Consider the following 23,739-nt stretch of genomic DNA (forward strand, 5'->3'; position numbering starts at 1 on the left):
TTTACTTTTTCTTCTTTAATGTGTTATTTAAAGATGCTTCCACCTTTTTATAATAAGCTTGAAATCCGGACCAAAATAAAATGTATACGATGATAAATAAGATGAAAGTGAGAACAATTGCTATTGGGGTAAACATCACCCATCCAATTGGAATAGCGATGGCAAAGTAAACGGTACTCGATAAGAGAAAATGAATTACTATCTTTTTTAATGGGCTCCAATCTTCACGTTCAAGGATAAAGGATGCAAGACCAAAATACATACCAAGTATCATGCTTGCCAACATATATAGCCAAATGATCGAAACATCTGGGTTCATATCATACAGCATTAATACAGTAAGAGCTAGAAAGGTAAAGATTCCACCCCAAGCAACTCCACTCATCAATCTTTTAAGTACTTCAATTATCATGGTCAGTGCCTCCCATCGCGAGTTTTTCCTTGACACTTGTTACATATTTACGTGTAATATACTCCTTATTTCCTGATGTAAAATAGACGCATAAATTTCCATTAAACGAAAGTTCAAATCGTTGGATTCGGTTAATATTCCCAATAACCGATTTAGAAAAGCGCATAAAATGATGGGATGCTAACATATTTTCAATTTCATACAATTTCATTCTAATTTCTAAACGTCTATTTTGTAAGGCTGCATACACTTTTCGGTTTTCAGCGTAAATAAAATCAATTTCTTTTGGGTTTAGGAGTATTGTTTGATCTTCATCCACTCCAAACAATCGTTTCGGCGTCTCTTTTTTTATTAAGGTTAACAGATGCTCGAGTTCATCTGTCCATTTATCTGTTTGGATCGTAATGGAAGTTCCTTCATGTTCTTCATCGATATCGATATTTACTTTCATTCTACTCCTCCATTATGAAGTACTAATTTTTGGCTCGTTTTAAGAAATTAGGGTATGTTACTAAGGCTATGATAAAACCAACACATCCAATACTAAGTAAAACAAGGGCCGCTACTAGAAAATTAGAATGGCTTAATGTTCCTGTCATCGCATCTTTAAATGCCTTATGTGCCCAAAATTGTGGAGTAAACTTTCCGATTTTTTGAAAGAGGGTTGGCATATGCTCAAGAGGCATCCATAGCCCTCCTAGTAACGCTCCACCTAATGCGACTACTTGAGTAATAGCGACGCCCATATTTCCAGTTGGGATTAGTAATGAAATGGCCAGGCCCATCCCTGTTATACAAAGAGTGAGTATGATTGCTAAAAGGCTTAGTAAGACAGGTTGGTCTATTGGAATATTATAAACGATTTTACCAAATGTAAGTAGTACGATGATTTGAATCATCACAATGACCATGTAAGGTGTCCATTTTCCCATTAAGTAAGCGTAGGGGGAGAGTGGGGTACTTGCTAAACGAGCGACCATTCCTTTATTCCGATCTTCTATAAAAGAAAATCCCATTGAGATAATAATGAAAAAGACAAACATAACTGTATATCCTGGTACGATAGAAATAATAACATATTCCTTATCCGCACCTTCTGTACCAGCAGTAAAGATAGAAATAAACAGCACGGTAAAAATGATCGGTAAAATAAATGTCCAAAAATACAATCCTTTATCTTGTAAATTTTTTATCATCTCGACTTTAAATACGGCTTTCATTTTTTCTTCCTCCTCGAATTTATTCACTACAAAACAGGTGTATCACGTTATGCACGGAGTTCGCTACCTGTTAATGTAAAAAATACATCTTCTAGTTTAGGTTGCAATAGTTCAAACTGATCTAGGACAACACTATTTTTTTTACTTAATTGCAAGATTTTTTCCATCGCTTGCATTGGATTTCTTGTCGTCAATATATATCCTTTTTTATGTTCTGTTATAGTACCAAGGTGCTCAATTTCTTGAATGTATTTACTACAACGATCACCTGAAAAGTATACGGATGGGATCGCATGTTTTTTTAATAATACGTCCATATTGTTATGTTCGATTATTTTCCCATGATCAATAAAGGCAATATCATCACAAATTTTTTCAACTTCTTCAATATAATGGCTCGAATATATAATCGTCCGGTTTTCCTGTTTCATTTCGTTCATCATATTTAAAATGTATTGCCGCGACTGCGGGTCAATTCCGACAGTTGGTTCATCCATCATAATTAACTCTGGCTCTTTCATTAGAGCACAGCCAATATTAAGCCGTCTTTTCATCCCACCTGAAAATGTTTTCACCTTATCTTTTTTCCGGTCTGATAATCCAATATAAGAAAGCACTTCATCGGCACGTTCATGTAATTCTTTGCCTGTTAACCGATACATTTTTCCGAAGAAATATAAGTTTTCTAGAGCGGAAACGTTTTCTTCTAAACAAACTTCTTGGGGGACATAGCCAATCTTCTGTTTTTGGTTAGCTCCTAGACTTTTTCCGAATGTTATCGTCCCTTCATATTGTTGAATAATCCCGACAATGATTTTAATTAATGTAGACTTTCCTGCTCCATTAGGACCGACTAAACCGAAACAGCTTCCCTTTTCTATATTGAATGAAATATTTTGTAATGCCTTAGTAGATCCATAGTTTTTACTCATATTTTTAATGGATAACAATATAACCACCACCTTATTTGATGGCTTTATCATAAAGGAGATAGATCCCTTTTTGTGGCTGAATGGAATAACATGAAGGTTCCAATGTTCAACATGGTAGGAAAAGTGTTTGAAATTTTTAATTAGGAAAATAATGAGAGTGAATGATGGTAAACTTAATATAGATTTGATCAAAACGCTGATGGAGAAGGGGAGATAGAATGTTTAAACAAATAGATCAAAAAAAAGCGTTACTTGATACAAAACGTCCTTTATCAAAACATACAGTAAAAAGTTTACACGAAAAGTTATTGCTTGAATGGACATACAATTCTAACGCAATAGAGGGGAATACATTAACAATCAATGAAATGAAAGTAGTGCTAGAAGGTATTACTGTTGGTGGGAAAACGATGCGGGAACATTTAGAGGTTATTAACCACCGTGATGCGATTCTCTATGTGGAAGAAATTGTCGCAAAGGGTGAATCTGTATCAGAATGGCAAATTAAAAACATACAACGACTTATTTTAAAAGGGATTCACGATAGGTATGCAGATGTTTACCGGGACCAACAAGTATTTATCTCAGGCGCCAATCATATACCACCAGACCCATTTCGGATAAATGAACAGATGGATAATTTAATGGAGTGGTACGAAAAAGAAGCAAAACTGTTACATCCTATCATTCGTGGAGCAATGTTGCATGCCATATTTGTTGGGATTCATCCTTTTATAGATGGCAATGGACGTACAGCACGTTTGTTATTAAATTTGGAACTGATGAAAGAAGGTTTTCCACCGATTGTAGTTAAAGTAGAAAATCGATTAAATTATTATGAAGCTTTGGATAAAGCAAATACCGCAAAAGAGTATGATGATTTTATTCGGTTGATAGCCGCGGAAGTCGAGGTATCTTTAGACCTGTATTTACATGCAATGAATTAAAGGTATGGATACCAATTCATTTTAAAGGGGGCAATCGTTACGTTTTAGGGGAGAAACATATATATTAATCTGATTGATGAATTAGCTATAATACTTAACATCAAGTCCATTAAAAAATTATTTTAACATACCATTCAAGCACATAGTGGAAGCCCATTAGTATGAAAAAACGCCCAGAAACCTGAGCGCAAATCTCGTTATTCAGCTAACTTATCAGCAAAAACTTTTACATATGGTGGTAAATCGGGTGGACGACGGCTTGAAACAAGGTGACCATCAACAACGACCGCTTCATCTACCCAAGTTGCACCTGCATTTGTCATATCATCTTTAATCCCAGGTGTGCTTGTTACTTTTTTGCCTTGTAAAATATTGGCTGAAATAAGTACCCAACCTGCATGGCAAATTTGACCGATTGGCTTTTTCGCTTCATCCATCACTTGGATAAACTTAAGCACCTCAGGATAACGACGTAATTTATCTGGTGCCCAACCACCTGGAACGAGAATAGCATCGTAATCTTCCGCATTTATATCTGTGAACGCGTAATCCGTTTTTGCTGGAACACCATATTTCCCGTTGTATGTAACGCCAGCCTCAGGTCCGACTAAATCAACTTGTGCTCCTTCTTCCCGTAAGCGGTAAACAGGGTACCAATGCTCCAAATCTTCAAATTCATGATCGACCAGAGCGATAACCTTTTTATCTTTTAAACGCATTTTATCCATCCTTTCCTTTTCGTCCTTCTTTTAGTGTATCAGAAAAAATGGATCTGTCCCAAAGGAAGATGAAAAAAAGCCCCCTCACTAAAGTAGTGGGAGACTATCCATCTGCTAATCTTTCTTTTCTACCTGCTTAGGCTTTTCTTCTTGTAAAATGTTTAAAAACACTTCTTCTAAATTCATGCAATTTTGTCTTTTATATATTTGTTGTATACTACCATCTTCTTTCACAATACCTTCAAATAGAATAATAACCCGATCAGAAATTTCAATTACGTCTCGCATGATATGACTACTCAAAACAATCGTTTTTCCTGCTTGTTTTAATTCATTGATAATTTTTTTAAATTCAATGACCCAATATGGATCTAGGCCGTTTGTCGGTTCGTCAAAAATATACACATCGACATCGGCAAGTAATGCTTGTGCTAGGTTAACTCGTTGCGACATCCCTTTTGAAAAGGAACTAACTCTTAGGTTACGTACTTCCCATAATCCAACCCTTTTTAAGATAGCGGTAATTTTGGTTTGTTTCACCCCTAAAAAATTCGCATAATAACGTAACACTTCAGTTGCTGTCAGTTCAGGGGAGAAATGCATATCATCTGGCATGAAACCAAATGACTTTTTCTTATTGACTGTGAATGTAAATGTTCCTGTTGAAGGCTTTTCGATACCGGTGATCAATTTTATTAATGTACTTTTTCCAGCACCATTGCCACCACAAAGTACGACACATTCTCCATCATATATCGTTAAATTTGTTGGAACGAGCACTTGTTTTTTACCATATGTTTTTGATAGGTTAACGATTTTTAAAACAGCTTTTTTTGTTGACATCATTTCACCCCCGGACCTTAATCACTTGGTTAGAAACGAAAAGTACAATGAGTACCATGAACAGAATAGATATCATGATGTAATTGGTTAATATTCCGTTCGTTCCCCATTCATTCAAAATCAGAAATTCAGGACCGAATATATAATCGGCATTAAGCTGTTCAATAGACCAGACACGAATAGATTCAATTGGGTTTAATAAAATTAAGATGAGCATACTATTTAATTTTTGCGCATAAGGGATCACATCAACAACAGAGAAAATGATAAATTCATAGACAAAAACGAGAAAACTCCAGATAAATAATGCTAAAGACAGTCCTTGCATCCTCGTTACACTTATAGCCCCTACAAATAAGGATAATGCTGAAAAAGTAATCACAAGTAAAATATTCAACAGAAAGAAGGTGAGAAAAAAGGATGCTTCAATAGCATTTCCTGTAATGGACAAGATGACACCAAAAATACCGTACGAGATTCCAAGTGAGGCAATTAAAGATGTAGAGAGAGCGATAAATTTGCTAAATAAATAGTAGAAATATGGCATTTGGTATGTTTTATATAAGGATAAACGCCCACCTTCCTTATCGGCGATAATGGAGTTTGCCCCAAGGATTAAACAAATAATCGGAATGAGCCAAAGCGATAAATTCATTAACATGGCTATGGCACGGTTATATCCAACATGTTGGTTTACTTCATCGTTGACATTATCTGAGGAAGATATTTCTTCTAATCCAAAATAGGCGGGGTCTACTGTTCCGGTATCAACGACTCCGACAGACTCAAGCCCGTACTTTACATCTGTAGGATCAGCTTCAATTGACTTAATGCCGTAGAAATAAAATAGTGCAGCCATTGCCATAAAAAGAATAGTAAAATTAAGTAGCCATTTACTTCTTAGTGACAATCGTAATTCATGGCCAATCATTTTTAGGATTGTTTTACTTTTATTCATCATGGGAATCACTCTCTTCTCCATGATGATCGTGATCATGTTCATCTCCATGTTTTAGATCTAGGATATTTAGTTGAAGAAGTTCATCATAAGAAAAAATATCTCCACCATGTGCAGCTTGAAACGAATTTGCATCATCCCCTGATTCAAAAGCAATGATTCCATAGTTCATCGGGGTATGGATGGTACTTTCTTGCACATATGTTGCTTCTTTCATGTCAATCCATTCTCCTGAATCATGATCGTGAACATAACCAATGCCTACATTCTCATCATTTTCATTTAGATCAATCACCATACATCCAATATCATCATAAATTTTTGGTGTACCATCTTCTAAAATAACTTGGGTTGCATGTTCTATTTCATTGATTCCCATATTACACTCTGCACAGCTCTCGACATCTCCATCAATTTCGACAGGATCAAGTGATACTTGGGATGTACAACCAATTAGTAAACCAACGATCAATAAAGGTACGAACAAAAACTTATTCATGTCTTTCCCTCCTCGCTGTTTTGAAAATAACGATACTAAAAATCATAAAGCATAAGAAAATAATAAATGGTTTCCATGAAATTCCCGATTTTAAAACTTTATCAGAATGATGATTCACAACATCGATATCAATTGTTGCTGGTTTAGCAAGAGGGTGTTCATCGACGACAAATTTGTTTGATACAACTGGTACAAATTGTTCAACCATATTCCAAAGGCGTACAGCAGGACTACCAGTAAAGATTTGTAAATATGCTTCATTCATTGTTAAATGATAAAATACATCCCCACTTTTATACGCATAATCAATTGTTTCAGTTTGTGATATATTTACTGATTGTTGATTGTCCCAGTAGTTACCATATCCATCCCAACTAAATTCGTTTTCATTTTCCTCATTAGAGATGACTTGTTGATTATTACGAATGAAGTTATTGAGATTTATTTGGTTCCCATTTGAATTTTTCCCAATTTCTATTCCTTTTTCATTACTTTCAATCTGATTAAATTCAATGAGATTTTCAATAGCATTTTCTAAGAAAATTCCTTTATTATTTTTTTTCATCACATTTGCCTGAATACTTGAATTGAAGGTATCAAATAGAAAAATTCCTACTCCAGTAATCGTTGTGTTCTCATATAAAAAGTTCTTTTTGATTTGCAGGTTATAACTTTGCATAATCATTAATCCATTTCTACTTTGAGAAATATAGTTTTCTGCAATAACAACATCTTTTGAATCCATTGTATGAATCCCATATCTTGCTCTTACGATGTTGTTATAGGCAATTTCGCAAAGGTTAGAGTAAGAAATGTATATTCCATCATTCGTATCGTACGTAAAGTTAGTTGTTACCCTTGAATTAGGTGCCTCGATTAAATAAATCGCATATCCTTTATTTGAAGCATGTTTAAAACTAGTAATCACATTTTCCGTAATGACGTTCCCGTAGCCATCTCGAACGACGATTCCATGAAAAACGTCGTATATCTTATTGTTTTTGATCATGTTCCGGTTTGATTTAAGGTAGATCCCAGCATTTTGGGATCCACCTTTTTCGATTTGGAGGTTTTCAATTGTAACTTCATCAGCATTTACTGTAAGAACATCGCCTTGACCGGATCCCTGTAATGTTGCACCTTTTTTCCCGATCAATTGTACTTTTGTATTGATCGTAAAGTTCCCTTCATATATTCCAGGCTCTAACATAATTTCGTCATTATCTTGTGCCTTGTCTAATATTTGCTGGAGATTGTCCGTCGTGTTGACAGTAATTTCACGTGCTTCCGTTTCGATTCCACCGTAGAGGAGAACAGTAGCAACAACTAATAGGACAATAGTTAACTTCAGTCTCATATACTCACCTCCAAACATGCATCATTCGCAAGTAAATGTTAGTGGCTCATTGTTGCTTTTTCGTCATCTAAACCATCTTTCGTCACTTTTAAAATAGCAGATGCTCCTTTTTGTACATGGTTGAACTGGTGGGTAACAATCGGGTAGCTACCTTCTTCTACTACTTCAAATTCTACAACGGCTCCACCACTTGCTGGCAACATGATTGTTTGCATTCCTTCTAATACGTTGTTCGGATTTCCGTCTTCGTATACATAGTCAAACATCGTACCAACGACATGGAATGAACTAACTTCATTTGGTCCAACGTTATTGATATAAATTCGGACTCGATCTCCTTCTTTTGCAAGAAGCGGTTCATCTTTTAATGTGAACGTATCTCCATTTGTATTACGATCGTCTTCTTTAAGCGCTTTTGTTGAGAATACAACATGTTTAGGACTACCATTCGTAAAATCTTCAAGGTCATTATAGTTGTACCATTCGTTTTGAATCATGACGAACTCTTTATCGATTTGGTCATCTGTCGGATAACCGTCTTTCGGTTTTACAATGATCACTCCGTGCATTCCGTTTGCAATGTGAGAAAGAATAGGAGCTGTTCCACAATGATACATAAATACTCCAGGATTATCAGCAGGGTAGGTGAATGTTCCAGTTTCATCGGGTTCTACATTCGTAAAGTTTTTGGAAGGTGAAGTTCTTACAGCATGAAAGTCCATACTATGTGGGATAGCAGGATCCATATTTTTCATCGTAAAGTTTATCACATCTCCTTCTTCAACAACGACAAGTGGGCCAGGTACTTCTCCATTAAATGTCCAAGCTTTATACATCTCTCCTTTGTCAATTTCAATGTCTGTAATCTGGGCAGTCATTTCCACATTGACTTCATTTTCCCCAACTCGTTCTACCTTAAGTGGGATAGGCTCTTGGTTCAGTCCTAGGTGAGGCTTAATGACTTCTGTTTTCACTTCTTCCGCATTTACTTTTTCAACGTTTTCATTTTGAGTAGGTGAGGCACAGGCCGATAACAACAAGACAGCAGATAAACTAAGACCAGTGACAAGGCGGCGGTTAACTTTGTTTAGCATTTTAATCACCCCATAAGTTTTTAGATAAGGTAAGGTGTTTGCCATTCAATCAAATGATGGCTCTCTTTCTGTTATCTGCTTGATTGGATGGTTTAACTTATCTTCACTTATAGTATAGGGTATGTCCTTTTACCTATATGTGACTAAAATCACATATCCGATTCGCTTTATGACTAATGAATGTCTAACTTGTGGATAAATTGAGAAGTGGTTATAAACGTTGATTTGGCGCAGTTTAAATAGGGAGTGATTCGTTGTTATTTGCTGGAAAAGAGAGGGGATAGATAGATGAAAAAAGTAGGTATAAAGATATATCATTTTATATAGGGGTAATGTGCTGATTTTGTGATCAATACAAAAAGACTTAGCCTGAATAAATAACTAAATCTTTTTTACACCGATAACGGTCACGCTAGAAAGTGTGAATATGCGGAAGTGCGGAAAAACTCTAGCTCAGTGCGGAAATTTTTAGGAAAGTGCAAAAATACATTAGCTCAGTGCGTAAATTTTTCCGAAAGTGCTGAAATTCTTAGCTCAGTGCGGAATTTTTCGAAAAAGTGCGTAAAATTCCAATCTCGGACGGATAGCTCTTAAGGACGCTTGCACCCTTGTTATTTACATGCCATTACCTGCGTCTTTTCTTTCTTTTCCTTGCATCCTCATTTTATCTTTATGTGAACCACTTAACGGCTCTCCGTATGGTTGCTTTGGGCTTTTTGGTAGGTTTGGTTTATCCTGTTGTTTCGGTCCTTTTGGTTTTCCAGCCATTATGTACTCTCCTTTCCACGATAGGTTGCATACTTGATAAACATTTCTTCATCTTCCAATAAACCACAGACACCACATTGTATTTTCAATGATGGTCCCATATAGAGCATATGGTAAGGTTCAATATTTTCTTTCGTATGCTCTGAGATAATTTCACCGGTATTGGAATCTAATTTCACTATTTTTGCATGTTGTTCAATTAAGTTAAAGCGGGTTTTGTTTGTTTTACAATTTGGACAACAATAAGGCTTAGCCATTTTTATTTCCCTCCTTCATGTAGTTTGCCTGCATCCTCACTTTTTATGTGAAAAAAAAGAACAGCATGAGCGCCGTTCTTTTTAAGATTTACAATTTTATTCATTCTCATTGTTGGATTCATTCTCATTTTCGTTTTCATTCTCCACTACATGAAGATTGTCAGAGGGTTGATCCAATTCCTCTACAGTCGGTGTATGTATGTCATCCGTTGTTATTTCCAACTCGTCATCTATTTCTTCTAAAGGGTCATCATTTACTTCATCCGTTTTTTGGTCTACCCCTGAAACGCTATTAATAATATTCGTTAAATCAATACCAGTCATTTCTTTTAAACTTTCTTGAAGAGCAACCATATTGCTAGTAACAGACTTTGGTAAGCTATTTATTTGTTTTCCACTGCCACTATCCAAAATTCGGATCGAATCAACATTGCTCATGGAGTCTGAAACAGCTTTTGCAAATTCAGGCATCATTTCAATAATCTTTTCTCTTAAAATAACGTCTTGGTGTTTATTTAGCGCTTCCGCACGTTTCTCAATCGCTTCAATTTCCGCTTTACTTTTCGCTTGAATGACTTCTGCTTCCGCTTTACCATCTCTAATTCGTGCTTCCGCTGTAGCTTCTGCCTCTTTTAATTTTTCATAAAAAAGAGCGTCTGCTTTTTGTCTACGGACTTTTACTTCTTCTTCCTCTAATAGAACTTGGTTTTCTCGTTCTAATTTTTGGAGCATTAATTCACGTTCTTTATCTTGCTGTTTAATTTCTAATCTTTTTCTTTCAATTTCTAAACGTCTTTCTTCTTGTTCAAGTTCATATGCTGCCTCAGATATAGCTTTTTCTCTTTGTGTTTCCGCTAATATCCGTTGATCTTTAATTTCTTTTTCTTTTCTTGAATCCGCAATATTCATTTTTCTTGCATATTCTTCTCTTGCGACTTCCTCATCCATTTTCGCTACGTGGACTCTTGTTTCTCGCTCATTCGTACTTTCTGCAATTTCTGCTTGTTTTTTAACGTCCGAGATTTGCGGTCTACCTAAGTTTTCCAAATAGCCTTCATCATCCGCAATATTTGTTAGACCTAATGAAGTGATTTTAAAGCCCATTTCATCTAATTCTTTTTGGGCAATCTTTCTAACTCTTTCATTAAATACTTGTCGGTCACTATTAATCTCTTCAACAGACATTTCAGATAAAATAGCGCGTAAATTACTACCTAGAACTTCCGAAATTTCTCCTTCAATTTCGGATTGTTTTTTACCTAAAAACTGCTCGGCATATTTCACGATTCCTTCCAACGTATCTGCCACTTTTACCGTCGCAACTGCTTCACCAAAAATACCTACCCCATGCTTCGTGTAAACTTTCGGTGTTTTAATTTTTAGTTGGAAAGAACTTAATGATACCCGTGTAAATGATTGGAATAATTTTAAACGTTCCCCGCCTCCGCGAACTACTTTAATGGATCTACCTTCACTGTCATGATGAATATTACTTTCCTTTTTCGGATCTCCAAGATTAGGTCCAGTAATAATTAATGCTTCGTTTGATGGGACGGTTTTATATCGAAACTTCATATATATATACCATATGACTCCACCTACGATTGCTAAAACAAGTATTATAATGGCAACTGCTAGTATCATCATAAATAATCACGCTTCCTTTCTTTTGTAATATATGTTTTGATCATCCTACATATTTTACTTTGGAGGAAAATATAATAGGTGATTATCCATCATCATATCATATACTTTCGTTTCTATCGTAAGCCTTTTGGCATGTTTTATGTAAATTTATCGTCAGTAGAAATGAACCTATCACGAAACAACAACACGTGGATATTGAACTTTTAAAGGAAAAACGATAGTATAAAAGAAAATCAAACTATGAAATAGTGTTTAGGTGGGGTAAAAAATGACAGATAAAATAAAAGTAGGAATAATCGGATACGGAAATTTAGGACGTGGGGCAGAACGAGCAATATCCCAGCAGCCGGATATGGAACTTGTTGCTGTATTTTCCAGAAGGGGTACTGTTCAAACGTTTGATCAACACGTAAAATCTGTACATATAGATGAAGCGAAAAATTTTCAAGATAAAATTGATGTCATGATTCTCTGTGGTGGATCTGCAACAGACTTACCAGAACAAACACCACAATTTGCTGCAATGTTTAATACAGTCGATAGTTTTGATACACATGCGAACATCCCAGAATATTATGAGTCAGTCGATCAAGTGGCGCAAGCAAGTGGGAAGACAAGCGTTATTTCAGTAGGATGGGATCCAGGGTTATTTTCCATTAATCGTGTCATGTCGGAAGCGGTTTTAATCGACGGAAATACATATACATTCTGGGGGAAAGGGTTGAGCCAAGGACATTCCGATGCAGTTCGCCGAGTGGAAGGTGTTAAAGCAGGTGTTCAGTATACGATACCTTCAGAGGAGGCAATGGATCGTGTTCGTGCTGGAGAAAATCCGGAACTTTCAACAAGTGAGAAACATAAACGGGAATGCTTTATCGTTTTAGAAGAAGGGGCGAATGCCGAACAGGTTGCCGAAACGATTAAAACGATGCCAAATTACTTTGCTGATTATGATACGGCTGTCCATTTTATTACAGAAGAGGAATTAGATCGTGACCATACAGCAATGCCTCATGGTGGATTCGTTATTCATAGTGGAAAAACGGGGGCAGGAAACGACCAAATTGTAGAGTTTAGCTTAAAGTTGGACAGTAATCCTGAGTTTACAGCTAGTGTGTTAGTTGCTTATGCTCGTGCCGCATATCGACTTCATCAAGAAGGGCAAAAAGGAGCAAAAACAGTATACGATATTGGTCCAGGTTACATTCATCCAGCATCACCAGCAGAGTTAAGAAAGAACTTTTTATAAATAATAATAGAAGGAACTGCTTCGGTTGAGGAAACAGTTCCTTTTTTAGTAGTTCGTTTAACATGGACACGTTGTGATTTATTGAATAGTTCATTGCTCATCACTAATTAGAATGAAACAGACATAATTGCTTTCTTTTCTATTGTTCCTTCTTATTTTTTCTCAGTTCTGATGCACCATATATACTAACAAATATAACGAAAGCAATCGGGACTATTATATTCGTAAGTAAATCACTATTTCTAGGGATTGAATCTTGAAAAACTTTGATCAGAATGAGCAATCCAATCGTAAAAGCGACCTTTAAAATGGATGTTTTCTCCATAGATTTTCCCTCCTATGATTATGTATCTCATTTGCCTCAGTCTTAGAAAAGCAATTAGGGGATATTCAGCGCGTTTCGAGTATAATTCAGCGCCACCTTAAATAATTCGGCGTGGATCGGAAAAATTCAGCGCCACCTTAAATAATTCGGCGCAATTCAACATATTTCAGCGACAGCCGCAAATGGTAGGGGCGTAATAATCAAAACGACGTTGCCCAATCCTTGGATTATAATTCATCTACCTTTTGTCGGACTTTTTTCCGTAACTTAAAACGTAATCGATTTGTGTACAATTCGTTTTTGGCAAGAAGTTTATACCCATCCAGGATGGTAGATGTGTGCGTTAAAATGTAAATACCGACTGCCATTAACCCGATAGAAATTGGAAAATAAGGTGTTAAAAAATCGGCAGAAATAATATTTTTCTTTTCTAAACCAATCGGAAAGAAACCCATTGCAAATGAGGCGAATCCTACAATCATAAAAATCGCATACTTTTTCTTCCTATTTTCATAACGAATATTCAACTCTTGAAGATACTTTTCATCAAATAATAAAGGTTCTTGTTTCAGTATTTTATATTGATCTTCTTCTAAAAAGGACGTTGATGCAAGGCATCCAACCCCGATCGTTCCAAAAATAATCGTTGGGATTAAGTAGTTAGTTGGGTCTTGATTAAAAATAAAATATGGAATAAAGGCTAAAGCGATAAAGAATAAACCAAATGAGGTATATCTAGCCATTTTTTTGGATGACAATAAAAATCCTTCTGCCATTTCTTTGCTAACATAATAGCCCGCTTCTGTCTCATTGCTTTGTTCACTCGTATCTTTTAATAAATAATCCATTGACACCCCGAAAATGTTCCCAATCATAAGAAGCTTTTCCGTCTCGGGGTATCCTTGGCCATTTTCCCATTTGCTTATTGCCTGTCTCGTCGTATTTAATTTTTCTGCTAACGCTTCTTGAGAAAATCCTTTTTCTTTTCTCAACTTAAATAGTTTTTCACCAAATGTCATCTAGATGAACTCCTTTCTTTTACTATCTATATTGTAAGAAAACTTTGCTCAATGTTCTATCACAAATCAGTTGCACTTTGTCAACTTACGGTTGCAATGTTGTTACAACGGGTTTTTGGAGGCAGATAAGAAACTCAACTTTCGCACCAATAAAATAAGTTCAAACAGTTCGCTTGGTAAAGCTTGAGGTACTTCTAATGATATCCTTTACAACCTCGGTATAATAAACTGAATTTAGCTTATAGGATGTCTACTGGAAGTCCGCAGTACCAATACATCTTCGCTTGCCGTGGGCGGCTGTTGAGCTCCCTTCGTGCTGACGCACTACGTGATCTCACCTAGGCTCCTCCCACAGGCGTCTTGATGGATTTGGACTGCTCAGAGTGATAAATATGATTTGGCCCTCTAATTATGTTTCTAGTATATATCTCCAAACTAGTCTGGGTGAGCGCAGTGTGGCGACTCCTGCGGGAAAAGCAACGGCTGAAGATCCCCGAAGAAGTGATTTTCTTCCAAGGTAGCTAAAGCGTTGTCCGCGGAAAGCATCCGCACGGAGCGAGCCCAGACGGATATCAGCTTAAACTTAAGAGCAAATGAATCATCCAAAGTCAACTTGACCACTGTATCTGCATTCTATTTAATTCTACCAAGACTTTCTTATTCATTTCACTATGCGAAAGTTGAGTAAGAAAGTATAAAACTTTTTGATTTGCATAAGTGAAACATTACCTAGACAATCGGTTTTTCTTTCGTCATAAACTAGCTATCCGCTTTAAAAAGTCGAACGCAGGCTAAGAGCGCCACGTCGTGTGGCAACTACCTGGGACTGCGATTACTCGTCCCACCGTAAAGATTTGCACTAGCACGTCCTGTGCGTCGTAAGCGCAACATCCCCTCTGTCATCGCCTGACGGCTCGCCAGTCGGGGGTGTTTTCTTTAAAGAATGCCAAGTTTTCTAAAAGATTACCAATAGTTAGTTCGATCCAATTGTCATTTTACGTTGAAAAAATCATAACAAATTTATCAAGCCTAGTACAGTTTTATAAATATTTGGAGTTTAAAATTTACCGTATGAAATTTGTTTATATTGAATTATTTCGCATCTTCCCTTATGATATTTTTTGGAGTTCAAGTGAATAATACAATTATTCATCTATCTACATATTAGGAATTTAGAAATTCCAAAAGGGGAATAATATGGAAAAGTTATTTAAACTACAAAAATTAGGCACGAATATTAGAACAGAAATACTAGCTGGATTTACAACTTTTTTAACAATGGCGTATATTGTCGTTGTTAACCCAGCGATACTTTCGGCTGCGGGAGTTCCATTTGATCAAGTGTTTATTGCCACGGTCATTGCGGCAGTTGTCGGAACTCTAATTATGGCTTTTTGGGCGAATTATCCGATTGCTATTGCTCCGGGTATGGGAATGAATGCATACTTTGTAAGTGTTGTTGCTACACAAGGGGTGTCATATCAAGCTGTTTTTGGTGCTGTGTTATTAGCAGGGATTATATTTCTTTTACTTACTTTTACGAAATTTCGCGAGTTACTCATTGAATCCATTCCAGCATCCTTGAAATATGGTATAACTGCCGGGATAGGCTTATTCATAGCTTTTCTAGGATTGAAAATGTCCGGTCTTGTCGTAGCAAATGAAGATACATATGTTGCATTTGGCGACGTTTCTGATCCTCATACCATGCTGGCAGTTTTCGGGTTATTTATTACATTAATGTTAGTTGCTCGTAAAGTACATGGTGCATTGTTTATAGGTATGTTTATTACTGCTATACTTGGTTATTTCTTAAACTTGTTACAGATAGATAGCATTGCATCAGTACCTCCAGCTCCTGTTTTATTTGACTTAGACATTAACGGTGTTTTTACGCATTCATTGTATACAGTCGTATTTGCTTATTTGCTTGTTACCATCTTTGATACGACAGGTACGATGATTGGGGTGGCGGAGCAAGCAGGTTTAATGAAAAATGGTAAATTACCAAAGGCAAAAGCAGCACTTACTGCCGATGCAGTAGCAACAACTGTTGGAGCAACGTTAGGTACAACACCGTCAAGTGCATATATCGAGTCTTCTTCAGGAGTAGCGATTGGAGGAAGGACAGGGCTCACATCGCTCATTGTAGCAAGCCTTTTTTTAATTACGTTATTTTTTTCACCGTTAGTTTCTGCCATTTCATCTCTTTCGGCTATAACAGCGCCAGCTTTAATCATTGTAGGTAGTTTTATGATGGCTGGACTTGCGAATATTAATTGGAAAAATTTCGATGATGCTTTCCCAACCTTTGCAGTTGTTTTGATGATGCCACTTACGTCTAGTATTGCAACGGGGATAGCTGTTGGATTCATTACCTATCCACTTGTTAAACTTGTTAGTGGAAAGAGGAAAGAGGTTCATCCGATCCTGTATCTCTTTGGAGTCATTTTTGTACTGCAAATGATCTTCTTTCCTGGTCATTAACTGAGATCAGAAAAGGGTATAAGATATGTCTTTGAAATATTAATAAATCCCTATGGAATGTGTTTGCGAAATAACTTGTCCTGTATGATCAAAAAAGGAACTGCTTCCATAAGCGAAGCAATTCCTTTTGTTTTTTTCTATGCATTTAATAATAAGTCTGGTTTTTTATTTTTCATTGGGTTTGTTTGTTCTAACGCATATCCAGTATTTAAAATGGTAGCCTCATCAAAGGCTCTTCCCATTATTTGTAATCCGACTGGTAGTCCTTCGCTAAACCCACATGGAACAGAAAGAGCAGGTAGGCCAGTTAAGTTTCCAGGTCCAGTAAAACGAATAATATTATCGATTAAATCGACTTTTTTGCCATTTAGATTTGCCCAATCATCACCAATATCGTTTGGAAGGATCGGTAATGTCGGCATCATCAGCACGTCCACTTCTTCAAAGGCTTTTTGGAAGTCTTGTTTTAACTGTCTTCTAATTTGTTGTGCTTGTAAATAATCAACAGCTGATGGAAGCTCTCCCAGTTCAAAGAGCATCCGAATATCATGTCCGAAATCATCCGGTCTAGTTAGCATATCGCTATGGTGAATAGCAGATGCTTCTGATAAAGATGTTACTAGCTCAGCCCATTCTGCATATTGGAGCATTGGGATTTTGACTTCTTTCACTTTAGCTCCTTGATTAACAAGAGTTTGAATGCCTGCGCGGACAAGTTTTTCAATTCCATCATCTACTTCATTAAAGAAATACTCTTCATTCACTCCTATGACGAGATCTTTTACATCACCAGTTATTTTTTCCAAATAATTATCGACAGGAACATCAACTGTCGTTGGATCATTTTTATCGAATCCAGCAATTATTTGTAATAATCCAGCAGCATCTTTTACCGTTTTGGTCATTGGGCCAACGTGATCAAGCGACCAAGCAAGTGGATATACACCATATTTACTTACACGTCCATGTGTCTGTTTTAGTCCGACGATTCCGCAAGCGGAGGAAGGAATACGAATCGACCCTGCTGTATCTGTACCTAATGATGCGACAGTTGATCCAACTGCAACAGCTGCACCGGAACCACCACTTGATCCTCCAGGGATTTTTTCTAAGTTCCATGGGTTTTTCACTGCGCCGTAATGTGGGTTATTGTTGGTAATTCCCCAAGCGTATTCATGCATGCTTAACTTACCAGTAAATACAACTCCAGCATTTCTTAGCTTAGCAATTACTGTTGCATCATGGGCGGAAACAAAGTCTTTATGAATTTTTGAAGACATCGTGGACACTTTATCTTTGAAATAGACATTATCTTTAATGGCCATTGGAATACCATGGTACATGCCTCGGTAATTACCATTGACAATTTCTTCTTCTGCCTTTTTTGCACCTTCTATGGCCTCTTTACGATACATTTCCATATACGCATTAATTTTCTCCTCTGTTGCATCTGCATGATCCAAAATTGCTTCCGTTAATTCAACAGGGGAGATCGATTTATTTTCAATGAGTGGAGCTAATTCTTCGACTGATTTTGCCACTAATTCTTTACTCAACATGGTCACCTCCAGGTATATTTCTTAAGGCTATATCTGCATCATCAATATTTGCACCCTTTAGATCGCCTCTTAATGCTTGCATTCCTTTCCAACGAGTTTCTAAGATTTCCAGATGCTCTTCTCGTGGTGTTATTCCTTTGTTCTCAAGTATTTCTTTAATGGTTAAAGACAAACCAACCACTCCTTTATTATATTTTATTTATCTTAAGTAGCAACTGCCTTTAGACAACAGTGGAGAACGCTTTCAACTTTTTTCTTTATCTGTCATGTGTTCATTTTAAAGCCGAACGAATGTTGAAAATAGTAAATAAAATTTTACATAAAAAGTCAGTGTGAATGTATCGATGGTTCAATATTTAAAACATCGGCATTACTTTTCTTGCACCTAGGAAAATCCATGTTCCTAGAACGAAGGCCATCGTTAAGGCGGGAAGGCCGAATGGGAGAAGCCAGACACTTAAACTTGCGGTAATTAAAATAGTCAAACTAGCGCCGATCATCCCTGAATACAAAGCAAAACGATTATCGCTTTCTTTAAATACGATGGAAACAGCAATGATTGTTAAAATTGCATTATATCCATATAGACCTAAAGAGATGAGTGATTGTTCACCACCAAAAAGGAAGGCGGTAAGAAGCGCAATCGCACTAGCAATTATCGCATACACCCCAAATCTCCACCCAGCCCAAAATAGTGCAATAAAGAGCAATATCCCTGAATAAATATTGTCTAGAAAAAATATTTGTGCAATCCCTAATACGAAACCACCGAGCCAATTTATTTCCCCTGAAAAATCTACTGTAACATTAGATAATATTTCAGGTGCCAAAATGGGATTTAACTGAAAAGTTTCTAATTTATAAGAGATTAGTAACATAAACCAAGTAATAATCACAAAAGGAAAGGTGAGTATTGGGATGTCTATTCCTTTTATAAAATGCATCAACGCTGCAGTTAGGATTGAGACAATAGCAGCCCCAATTAAAGCAATAATCCAATTGTAAGGGCCGTCTAAAAATAGGGATAATGCAAGCCCAGTTAGTGCTGAATTATAGCCGAACAATCCCGCATTTACTGCCTGCTTATCAGCTCCACCTATTTTTGCAATTAACGTACCGATCATTACTGAAATGAAAGTAATGCTACCCAAAAAAGGCGAGGCAAGTGTAATTGCAAGTAGAATAATGATTCCTGTTATGGCGTTTTCAATTAACAAAATTTGTGATATGCCTTTTATAGATGCTAATAGAAATGGAAATAATTCACCTTCCTTCAAAAATTTCTTGTTCCTTTTTTGCATATACTATCTCCCCATACAAACGATTTAATTGTTTTTCCTCCTTTCGTTCTTAAATAAAATGCAACATCCGTGCCAATTTTTAAAAATCTAGCCTAAAAAAAGGTTTTAACGTAATGAAAGCTGTATCATGATGCATCAGTGTTGCTATTTGAACCGTCAAAATATTTAATTAAAAAAAGTTTTCTTAGTTGATATAGGACGGTGCAAGCGATAAGATTAAGGATAAGGAATAAATAATCATGTCTCATTCTGAAACCGCTTTCTCATTTTGGGAATTAGTTAGTGTTTTTTGCTTCTAGCCCGTTTTAAAAAATGAAAAGATACGGTTTTTTAAGGGCATGCAAAGGAGGAATAAAATGTGCATATAAAAGTAGGGCTTTTATTTTCATTTACAGGAACGACTTCGATTACTGAGAAAGGTCAATATGATGCCGCTTGCTTCGCTATTAGTCAATATAGTAAGGAAGAGCATACGATTGAAGTTGTTACAAGAGATATTTGCTCTGATCCACGTAAAGCAGTTACAGAAGCGGAGGCGCTAGCCCGTGAAGGTGTAAAGGTGTTTATCGGTTGTTACACGTCTGCCTGTCGCAAAGCAGTCCTGCCCGTTCTTGAAAAGTATAACTGTCTCCTCGTTTATCCAACCCTTTATGAAGGACAAGAAGATCACCCGAATGTTTTCTATACGGGAGAGGTTCCAAATCAGCAAGTTCATACACTAATTGATTATTTAATGAATCAATATGGTAAAAGGATTTACTTAATTGGTAATGATTATATTTATCCTCGGGAAACAAATGCACAAGTTAAAACATATATAAAAGAGAAAAAGGGAGAAGTTGTTGAAGAGAAATATGTCCCTTTTGGTCATCGAGAATTTCATCAAACGATTCAAGATATTATTTTAAAGAAGCCAGATGCTATTTTTTCCACACTTGTCGGACAAAGTGTTTTGGCCTTTTATCAAACATATAATCAAATGGGATTAAATCCCGAAGCAACTCCCATTTTTAGCCCGATTACAAAAGAAACAGAATTATATGCAATGGGAACTACTATTGGCGCAGGACATTATAGTTCAGCCAGTTATTTTCAATCTTTAAACAATCCAATGAACAAGGCATTTGTGAAGGAGTACGATCAGTTTTTCGGCGAAAGAAAAGCGATCTCTTCCGTTATGTTTAATACGTACCTCGGGACGAAGATTTTACTAGATGCGATCATTAAAAAGAACAGCTTTGAACGTGATAGAATCTTTCATTACATGAGCGGAAAAAAGATGGAAACAGCATGTGGAACGTTACGTATCGGCACAAAAAAACGCCATTTATCTCGTCCTGTTAAAATTGGAAAGGCATTGCCAAATGGACAATTTGAAATAGTTTGGGACTCCGCAAGTAATATTCAACCTCGGCCATATAGAATAAAACAGTCTAAAAAAAGTCATGTAAATGAAATTGTTCTAAATGCATGGGGACAAATTAGTGAAGAAGCTATTATCGCAATATCTGAACATAGAACGATTCAGTATATGAGTCGCAAAGCAATAGAAATGACAGGATTTAATAAAGGGGAAACAATCACTCCTAAAATGCTTAAACAAATAGAAAAAACGTATCAAGTTAATTCTTATGAAGCAAAGATGAAAACCCTGTTTTTATTAAAACCTAGTTTTGAAAAAAGCTTTGAATCTATTTATCAATTTGGATCGATACAAACTAAAAATCAACTCTTTCAAACGGAATTAGAAACTGCAACAATTGCCTCACAATCAACAGCAAATGTGCTTATCCTTGGCGAAACAGGTACTGGGAAAGAAGTGCTTGCAAGATCAATTCATGAAGAAAGTGATCGAAAAGATGGACCATTTATTGCTATAAATACCGGAGCAATTCCAAAAGACTTAATAACGAGTGAATTATTCGGTTATGTTGAAGGTACTTTTACTGGAGCAAAAAAAGGAGGATCAATCGGAAGGTTTGAAAGTGCTCATAATGGAACACTTTTCCTTGATGAAATTGGAGATATGCCTTTAGAATTACAAGTCATTTTATTACGGGCAATTGAGACGAAGAAAATTATTCGCCTTGGTGAATCGAAAGAGCGTGAAGTAGATATTCGGATTATTGCTGCAACGAACAGGGATTTAGAAGAAGAAATTGCGTATAATAACGGTTTTCGATCCGATCTATATTATCGATTAAATGTTTTATCGATCGATATCCCACCTTTACGGGAGCGACCAGAAGATGTTGAAGCGCTCGCATGGAAATTTATAAACGAATTTCACGAAATATATGGGGATGGACCGAAAGAGGTTGATCAGGAAGTTATGCAACTTTTTATTGAATATCCATGGCCTGGTAATATTCGTGAACTTAGAAATATCATTGAACGTGCTTTTTTACTTGCGCGAGGAAAGTCTAGTAATATTTTAAGTGAACATCTACCGAAAAAAATAAAGGGGTATTATAATCGAAAAATGCCTTCTGAACTATCTTTAAAGGATGTTGAGAAAAAAATGATTACACAAGCAATATTGGAGACGAATAATGTAAATGAAGCATCGAAAAAATTAGGGATCGGTCGGAGCACCTTGTATAGAAAAATGAAAGAATTTGAGATAAGTTTATAGGTGTAGCTTATGGGTGGTATGACGTAAGGGTAACTCTAAGCTCTTACTATATCAAGGGTTAAAGTGACTTGATCAAAATCGTGGTCATTTTATTGGTCATAAGCACTAGTAAATTACTTTAAAAATGAAGGTCTTTCATCCATTCACTTAATGGATGAGGGGTCTTTTTTTCTATTCTTCGTGTAAGATTCCCGTATCTTTCATCCATTGCTTCCACGCAATCTAATACGATATCCTTCCCTCAATGTCTTCGATAGGCGAAGCTGCTTTTTTCCATCCAAACACCCAATCAACAACTTACGTCTTAAAAAATTAACTAGGTGTCTAGTATGAATACCAATGTAATCATCGTCGCAAACAGCAATCCTGAAATAACGACGACGGCTAAAGGTGAACTGGTAGCCACTGGATGTGCGATCGTGATTGATAACAGGAACTATTCCGACAGTTGTTAACGTTCATAAATATTGGTCTAAGCCGATCTTTTCAACAGTTTCATTGGCCGGCTCCAACCTTTACTAGTTTGACAAAACATTATTAGTTCTATAAAATTTGAACTATAAGTAATTAAATAAAAATATAACTAAATAAGAAAGGAAGTGCACCAGTTTGTACAAAGTAGAAATAGATTATTCTCCTGTTTATGAGCTTATTACTAGCCTATACACGTATTTAGATTCCACTGGAAGACAGATCAATGAACTAGGTAACAAATGGGTTAAGGACGTTCAAAAAAACCTCGATCCCGAATTCGTTGAGGAGCTTAAGGATCAAAAGCTAGAAGTTTTACACCGCTTGAACTTACTTGTCTGGCAATGTCCCAAGAAAGATACTATTGACCATTTTCTGGCATGGCTTGAAGAGCTTCCTTCTTCTGAAGTTTATATGCTTTTAGTGCCTTGGGTGCAACACATCCCAAGGGATATGATAGAGATCCACACTTACTTTGTTTCTCTATTAAGAAAATGGAGCCAGCAGTATTTCCGTCATCTACAGCCTGAAATATTAGAAGCCTTAAGGAGGGACGCACAGCAAAAAGAAAAGCTCATCACCAAGATGGACCCTGTTGAACTTGTTGAAATGAGTACAAACGGGATTCAAATCGTCTCCCCTCATGTAAAAAAGCTGTTGCTTATCCCACAGTATCATCAATCTCCGTTTAGTGTTACGGATTACTATGACGGACTGATCACTTGCCTATACCCGGTTGATGTCAAAGATTCCGATTCATCTTTGCCGAAAAAAATAGGGAGACAACTGAAGAGCCTGTCTGATGATAAGCGACTTCAAATATTGCGCTATCTTCATGCCCAGCCCCGTACCTTTTCTGAAATCCAACAATTCACCGGGCTTTCCAAAAGTAATACCCATTACCATATCAAGCTGCTCAGAACTTCAGGCCTTATTAGGGCCTACCATAATAGTGTAAGAGTGGAAAGCTACAGTTTTAGAGAGGGAACGATCACCCATCTGCATGACGTTCTTACCAACTTTGTAAAAGGAGAATAAAA

Annotated in this window: 23 protein-coding genes; 5 read left to right on the forward strand and 18 right to left on the reverse strand. The window is 36.5% G+C overall.

Annotated elements, in window-relative coordinates:
- Position 1: 1 nt before the first annotated feature.
- From DFR56_RS19530 to DFR56_RS19545, 4 genes are read right to left on the reverse strand one after another with little or no spacing between them, the layout of a single operon-like run.
- On the reverse strand, positions 2–412 hold the full coding sequence (locus DFR56_RS19530; RefSeq protein WP_110397140.1) for a DUF3021 domain-containing protein: 411 nt from the start codon (positions 410–412) through the stop codon (positions 2–4).
- The gene (locus tag DFR56_RS19535; protein ID WP_110397141.1) at positions 402–863 is read right to left on the reverse strand and encodes a LytTR family DNA-binding domain-containing protein; all 462 of its coding nucleotides are present in this window, start codon (positions 861–863) and stop codon (positions 402–404) included. Before DFR56_RS19535 ends, DFR56_RS19530 begins: the two co-directional genes overlap by 11 nt.
- 22 nt (positions 864–885) lie before the next feature.
- On the reverse strand, positions 886–1,632 hold the full coding sequence (locus tag DFR56_RS19540; protein ID WP_110397142.1) for an ABC transporter permease: 747 nt from the start codon (positions 1,630–1,632) through the stop codon (positions 886–888).
- A 47-nt stretch (positions 1,633–1,679) separates the two neighbouring features.
- Positions 1,680–2,582: an ABC transporter ATP-binding protein gene (locus DFR56_RS19545; RefSeq protein ID WP_110397143.1), complete on the reverse strand. Its 903-nt coding sequence runs from the start codon at positions 2,580–2,582 to the stop codon at positions 1,680–1,682.
- Between the two features lie 200 nt (positions 2,583–2,782).
- Between DFR56_RS19545 and DFR56_RS19550 the strand changes: the two genes are divergently transcribed.
- The gene (locus DFR56_RS19550) at positions 2,783–3,511 is read left to right on the forward strand and encodes a Fic family protein (protein WP_110397144.1); all 729 of its coding nucleotides are present in this window, start codon (positions 2,783–2,785) and stop codon (positions 3,509–3,511) included.
- Between the two features lie 197 nt (positions 3,512–3,708).
- Here DFR56_RS19550 and DFR56_RS19555 read toward each other — a convergent pair whose 3' ends face one another.
- The 9 genes from DFR56_RS19555 to DFR56_RS19595 form a co-directional block, all read right to left on the reverse strand.
- Positions 3,709–4,230: a type 1 glutamine amidotransferase domain-containing protein gene (locus DFR56_RS19555; RefSeq protein WP_110397145.1), complete on the reverse strand. Its 522-nt coding sequence runs from the start codon at positions 4,228–4,230 to the stop codon at positions 3,709–3,711.
- A 114-nt stretch (positions 4,231–4,344) separates the two neighbouring features.
- A complete protein-coding gene (locus DFR56_RS19560) occupies positions 4,345–5,073 on the reverse strand; it encodes an ABC transporter ATP-binding protein (RefSeq protein WP_110397146.1) in 729 nt (242 codons plus the stop codon).
- A 4-nt stretch (positions 5,074–5,077) separates the two neighbouring features.
- Complete coding sequence (locus DFR56_RS19565; RefSeq protein WP_244916593.1) at positions 5,078–6,034, reverse strand: ABC transporter permease subunit; 957 nt, start codon at positions 6,032–6,034, stop codon at positions 5,078–5,080.
- On the reverse strand, positions 6,024–6,530 hold the full coding sequence (locus tag DFR56_RS19570; protein ID WP_110397147.1) for a nitrous oxide reductase accessory protein NosL: 507 nt from the start codon (positions 6,528–6,530) through the stop codon (positions 6,024–6,026). The genes DFR56_RS19565 and DFR56_RS19570 overlap by 11 nt, the downstream gene beginning before the upstream one ends.
- Entirely contained in the window at positions 6,523–7,887 is a 1,365-nt protein-coding gene (locus tag DFR56_RS19575) for a right-handed parallel beta-helix repeat-containing protein (RefSeq protein WP_158525731.1), read from the reverse strand. The genes DFR56_RS19570 and DFR56_RS19575 overlap by 8 nt, the downstream gene beginning before the upstream one ends.
- Before the next feature lie 38 nt (positions 7,888–7,925).
- Positions 7,926–8,981: a multicopper oxidase domain-containing protein gene (locus DFR56_RS19580; protein ID WP_110397149.1), complete on the reverse strand. Its 1,056-nt coding sequence runs from the start codon at positions 8,979–8,981 to the stop codon at positions 7,926–7,928.
- Positions 8,982–9,596: 615 nt separating this feature from the next.
- Positions 9,597–9,749 (reverse strand): small acid-soluble spore protein P, encoded by a 153-nt coding sequence (locus tag DFR56_RS19585; RefSeq protein ID WP_110397150.1) that lies wholly within the window; start codon positions 9,747–9,749, stop codon positions 9,597–9,599.
- On the reverse strand, positions 9,749–10,006 hold the full coding sequence (locus DFR56_RS19590; RefSeq protein ID WP_110397151.1) for a DNA alkylation repair protein: 258 nt from the start codon (positions 10,004–10,006) through the stop codon (positions 9,749–9,751). Before DFR56_RS19590 ends, DFR56_RS19585 begins: the two co-directional genes overlap by 1 nt.
- 96 nt (positions 10,007–10,102) lie before the next feature.
- A complete protein-coding gene (locus DFR56_RS19595) occupies positions 10,103–11,653 on the reverse strand; it encodes a flotillin family protein (RefSeq protein WP_110397152.1) in 1,551 nt (516 codons plus the stop codon).
- A 268-nt stretch (positions 11,654–11,921) separates the two neighbouring features.
- On the opposite strand from DFR56_RS19595, the gene DFR56_RS19600 reads away from it, so the two are divergent.
- Positions 11,922–12,902, forward strand: coding sequence for a diaminopimelate dehydrogenase (locus DFR56_RS19600; protein ID WP_110397153.1), 981 nt, complete (start codon positions 11,922–11,924; stop codon positions 12,900–12,902).
- Positions 12,903–13,041: 139 nt separating this feature from the next.
- Here the strand turns inward: DFR56_RS19600 and DFR56_RS19605 are convergent, their stop codons facing one another.
- Together DFR56_RS19605 and DFR56_RS19610 are read right to left on the reverse strand one after the other, a co-directional pair.
- Positions 13,042–13,227: a hypothetical protein gene (locus DFR56_RS19605; RefSeq protein ID WP_110397154.1), complete on the reverse strand. Its 186-nt coding sequence runs from the start codon at positions 13,225–13,227 to the stop codon at positions 13,042–13,044.
- A 227-nt stretch (positions 13,228–13,454) separates the two neighbouring features.
- Positions 13,455–14,246, reverse strand: a complete 792-nt coding sequence (locus DFR56_RS19610; RefSeq protein WP_110397155.1) for a helix-turn-helix domain-containing protein — start codon at positions 14,244–14,246, stop codon at positions 13,455–13,457.
- Positions 14,247–15,443: 1,197 nt separating this feature from the next.
- Here DFR56_RS19610 and DFR56_RS19615 point away from each other — a divergent pair.
- On the forward strand, positions 15,444–16,733 hold the full coding sequence (locus tag DFR56_RS19615; RefSeq protein WP_110397156.1) for an NCS2 family permease: 1,290 nt from the start codon (positions 15,444–15,446) through the stop codon (positions 16,731–16,733).
- A 137-nt stretch (positions 16,734–16,870) separates the two neighbouring features.
- On the opposite strand, the gene DFR56_RS19620 is transcribed toward DFR56_RS19615, so the two are convergent.
- The 3 genes from DFR56_RS19620 to DFR56_RS19630 form a co-directional block, all read right to left on the reverse strand.
- Positions 16,871–18,292, reverse strand: coding sequence for an amidase (locus DFR56_RS19620; protein ID WP_377724033.1), 1,422 nt, complete (start codon positions 18,290–18,292; stop codon positions 16,871–16,873).
- Positions 18,282–18,473 carry a hypothetical protein gene (locus DFR56_RS19625; RefSeq protein WP_244916594.1) on the reverse strand — a complete coding sequence of 64 codons (192 nt, stop codon included), beginning with the start codon at positions 18,471–18,473 and terminating at the stop codon, positions 18,282–18,284. The genes DFR56_RS19620 and DFR56_RS19625 overlap by 11 nt, the downstream gene beginning before the upstream one ends.
- 175 nt (positions 18,474–18,648) lie before the next feature.
- On the reverse strand, positions 18,649–19,593 hold the full coding sequence (locus DFR56_RS19630; RefSeq protein ID WP_110397159.1) for an urea transporter: 945 nt from the start codon (positions 19,591–19,593) through the stop codon (positions 18,649–18,651).
- A 358-nt stretch (positions 19,594–19,951) separates the two neighbouring features.
- On the opposite strand from DFR56_RS19630, the gene DFR56_RS19635 reads away from it, so the two are divergent.
- Both DFR56_RS19635 and DFR56_RS19640 read left to right on the forward strand, forming a co-directional pair.
- Positions 19,952–22,228 carry a transporter substrate-binding protein gene (locus DFR56_RS19635; protein ID WP_110397160.1) on the forward strand — a complete coding sequence of 759 codons (2,277 nt, stop codon included), beginning with the start codon at positions 19,952–19,954 and terminating at the stop codon, positions 22,226–22,228.
- A 609-nt stretch (positions 22,229–22,837) separates the two neighbouring features.
- The gene (locus DFR56_RS19640; protein ID WP_110397161.1) at positions 22,838–23,737 is read left to right on the forward strand and encodes an ArsR/SmtB family transcription factor; all 900 of its coding nucleotides are present in this window, start codon (positions 22,838–22,840) and stop codon (positions 23,735–23,737) included.
- Positions 23,738–23,739: the final 2 nt, after the last annotated feature.

Source organism: Pseudogracilibacillus auburnensis (genome assembly GCF_003201975.1).
GTDB lineage: Bacteria > Bacillota > Bacilli > Bacillales > Amphibacillaceae > Pseudogracilibacillus > Pseudogracilibacillus auburnensis.

Bases quoted from the DNA above. Each gene is read 5' to 3' on its own strand.
- DFR56_RS19530 (WP_110397140.1), bottom strand. From the start codon at position 412: ATGATAATTGAAGTACTTAAAAGATTGATGAGTGGAGTTGCTTGGGGT.
- DFR56_RS19535 (WP_110397141.1), bottom strand. From the start codon at position 863: ATGAAAGTAAATATCGATATCGATGAAGAACATGAAGGAACTTCCATT.
- DFR56_RS19540 (WP_110397142.1), bottom strand. From the start codon at position 1,632: ATGAAAGCCGTATTTAAAGTCGAGATGATAAAAAATTTACAAGATAAA.
- DFR56_RS19550 (WP_110397144.1), top strand. From the start codon at position 2,783: ATGTTTAAACAAATAGATCAAAAAAAAGCGTTACTTGATACAAAACGT.
- DFR56_RS19555 (WP_110397145.1), bottom strand. From the start codon at position 4,230: ATGCGTTTAAAAGATAAAAAGGTTATCGCTCTGGTCGATCATGAATTT.
- DFR56_RS19560 (WP_110397146.1), bottom strand. From the start codon at position 5,073: ATGTCAACAAAAAAAGCTGTTTTAAAAATCGTTAACCTATCAAAAACA.
- DFR56_RS19565 (WP_244916593.1), bottom strand. From the start codon at position 6,034: ATGATGAATAAAAGTAAAACAATCCTAAAAATGATTGGCCATGAATTA.
- DFR56_RS19570 (WP_110397147.1), bottom strand. From the start codon at position 6,530: ATGAATAAGTTTTTGTTCGTACCTTTATTGATCGTTGGTTTACTAATT.
- DFR56_RS19575 (WP_158525731.1), bottom strand. From the start codon at position 7,887: ATGAGACTGAAGTTAACTATTGTCCTATTAGTTGTTGCTACTGTTCTC.
- DFR56_RS19580 (WP_110397149.1), bottom strand. From the start codon at position 8,981: ATGCTAAACAAAGTTAACCGCCGCCTTGTCACTGGTCTTAGTTTATCT.
- DFR56_RS19585 (WP_110397150.1), bottom strand. From the start codon at position 9,749: ATGGCTGGAAAACCAAAAGGACCGAAACAACAGGATAAACCAAACCTA.
- DFR56_RS19590 (WP_110397151.1), bottom strand. From the start codon at position 10,006: ATGGCTAAGCCTTATTGTTGTCCAAATTGTAAAACAAACAAAACCCGC.
- DFR56_RS19595 (WP_110397152.1), bottom strand. From the start codon at position 11,653: ATGATGATACTAGCAGTTGCCATTATAATACTTGTTTTAGCAATCGTA.
- DFR56_RS19600 (WP_110397153.1), top strand. From the start codon at position 11,922: ATGACAGATAAAATAAAAGTAGGAATAATCGGATACGGAAATTTAGGA.
- DFR56_RS19605 (WP_110397154.1), bottom strand. From the start codon at position 13,227: ATGGAGAAAACATCCATTTTAAAGGTCGCTTTTACGATTGGATTGCTC.
- DFR56_RS19610 (WP_110397155.1), bottom strand. From the start codon at position 14,246: ATGACATTTGGTGAAAAACTATTTAAGTTGAGAAAAGAAAAAGGATTT.
- DFR56_RS19615 (WP_110397156.1), top strand. From the start codon at position 15,444: ATGGAAAAGTTATTTAAACTACAAAAATTAGGCACGAATATTAGAACA.
- DFR56_RS19620 (WP_377724033.1), bottom strand. From the start codon at position 18,292: ATGTTGAGTAAAGAATTAGTGGCAAAATCAGTCGAAGAATTAGCTCCA.
- DFR56_RS19630 (WP_110397159.1), bottom strand. From the start codon at position 19,593: ATGCAAAAAAGGAACAAGAAATTTTTGAAGGAAGGTGAATTATTTCCA.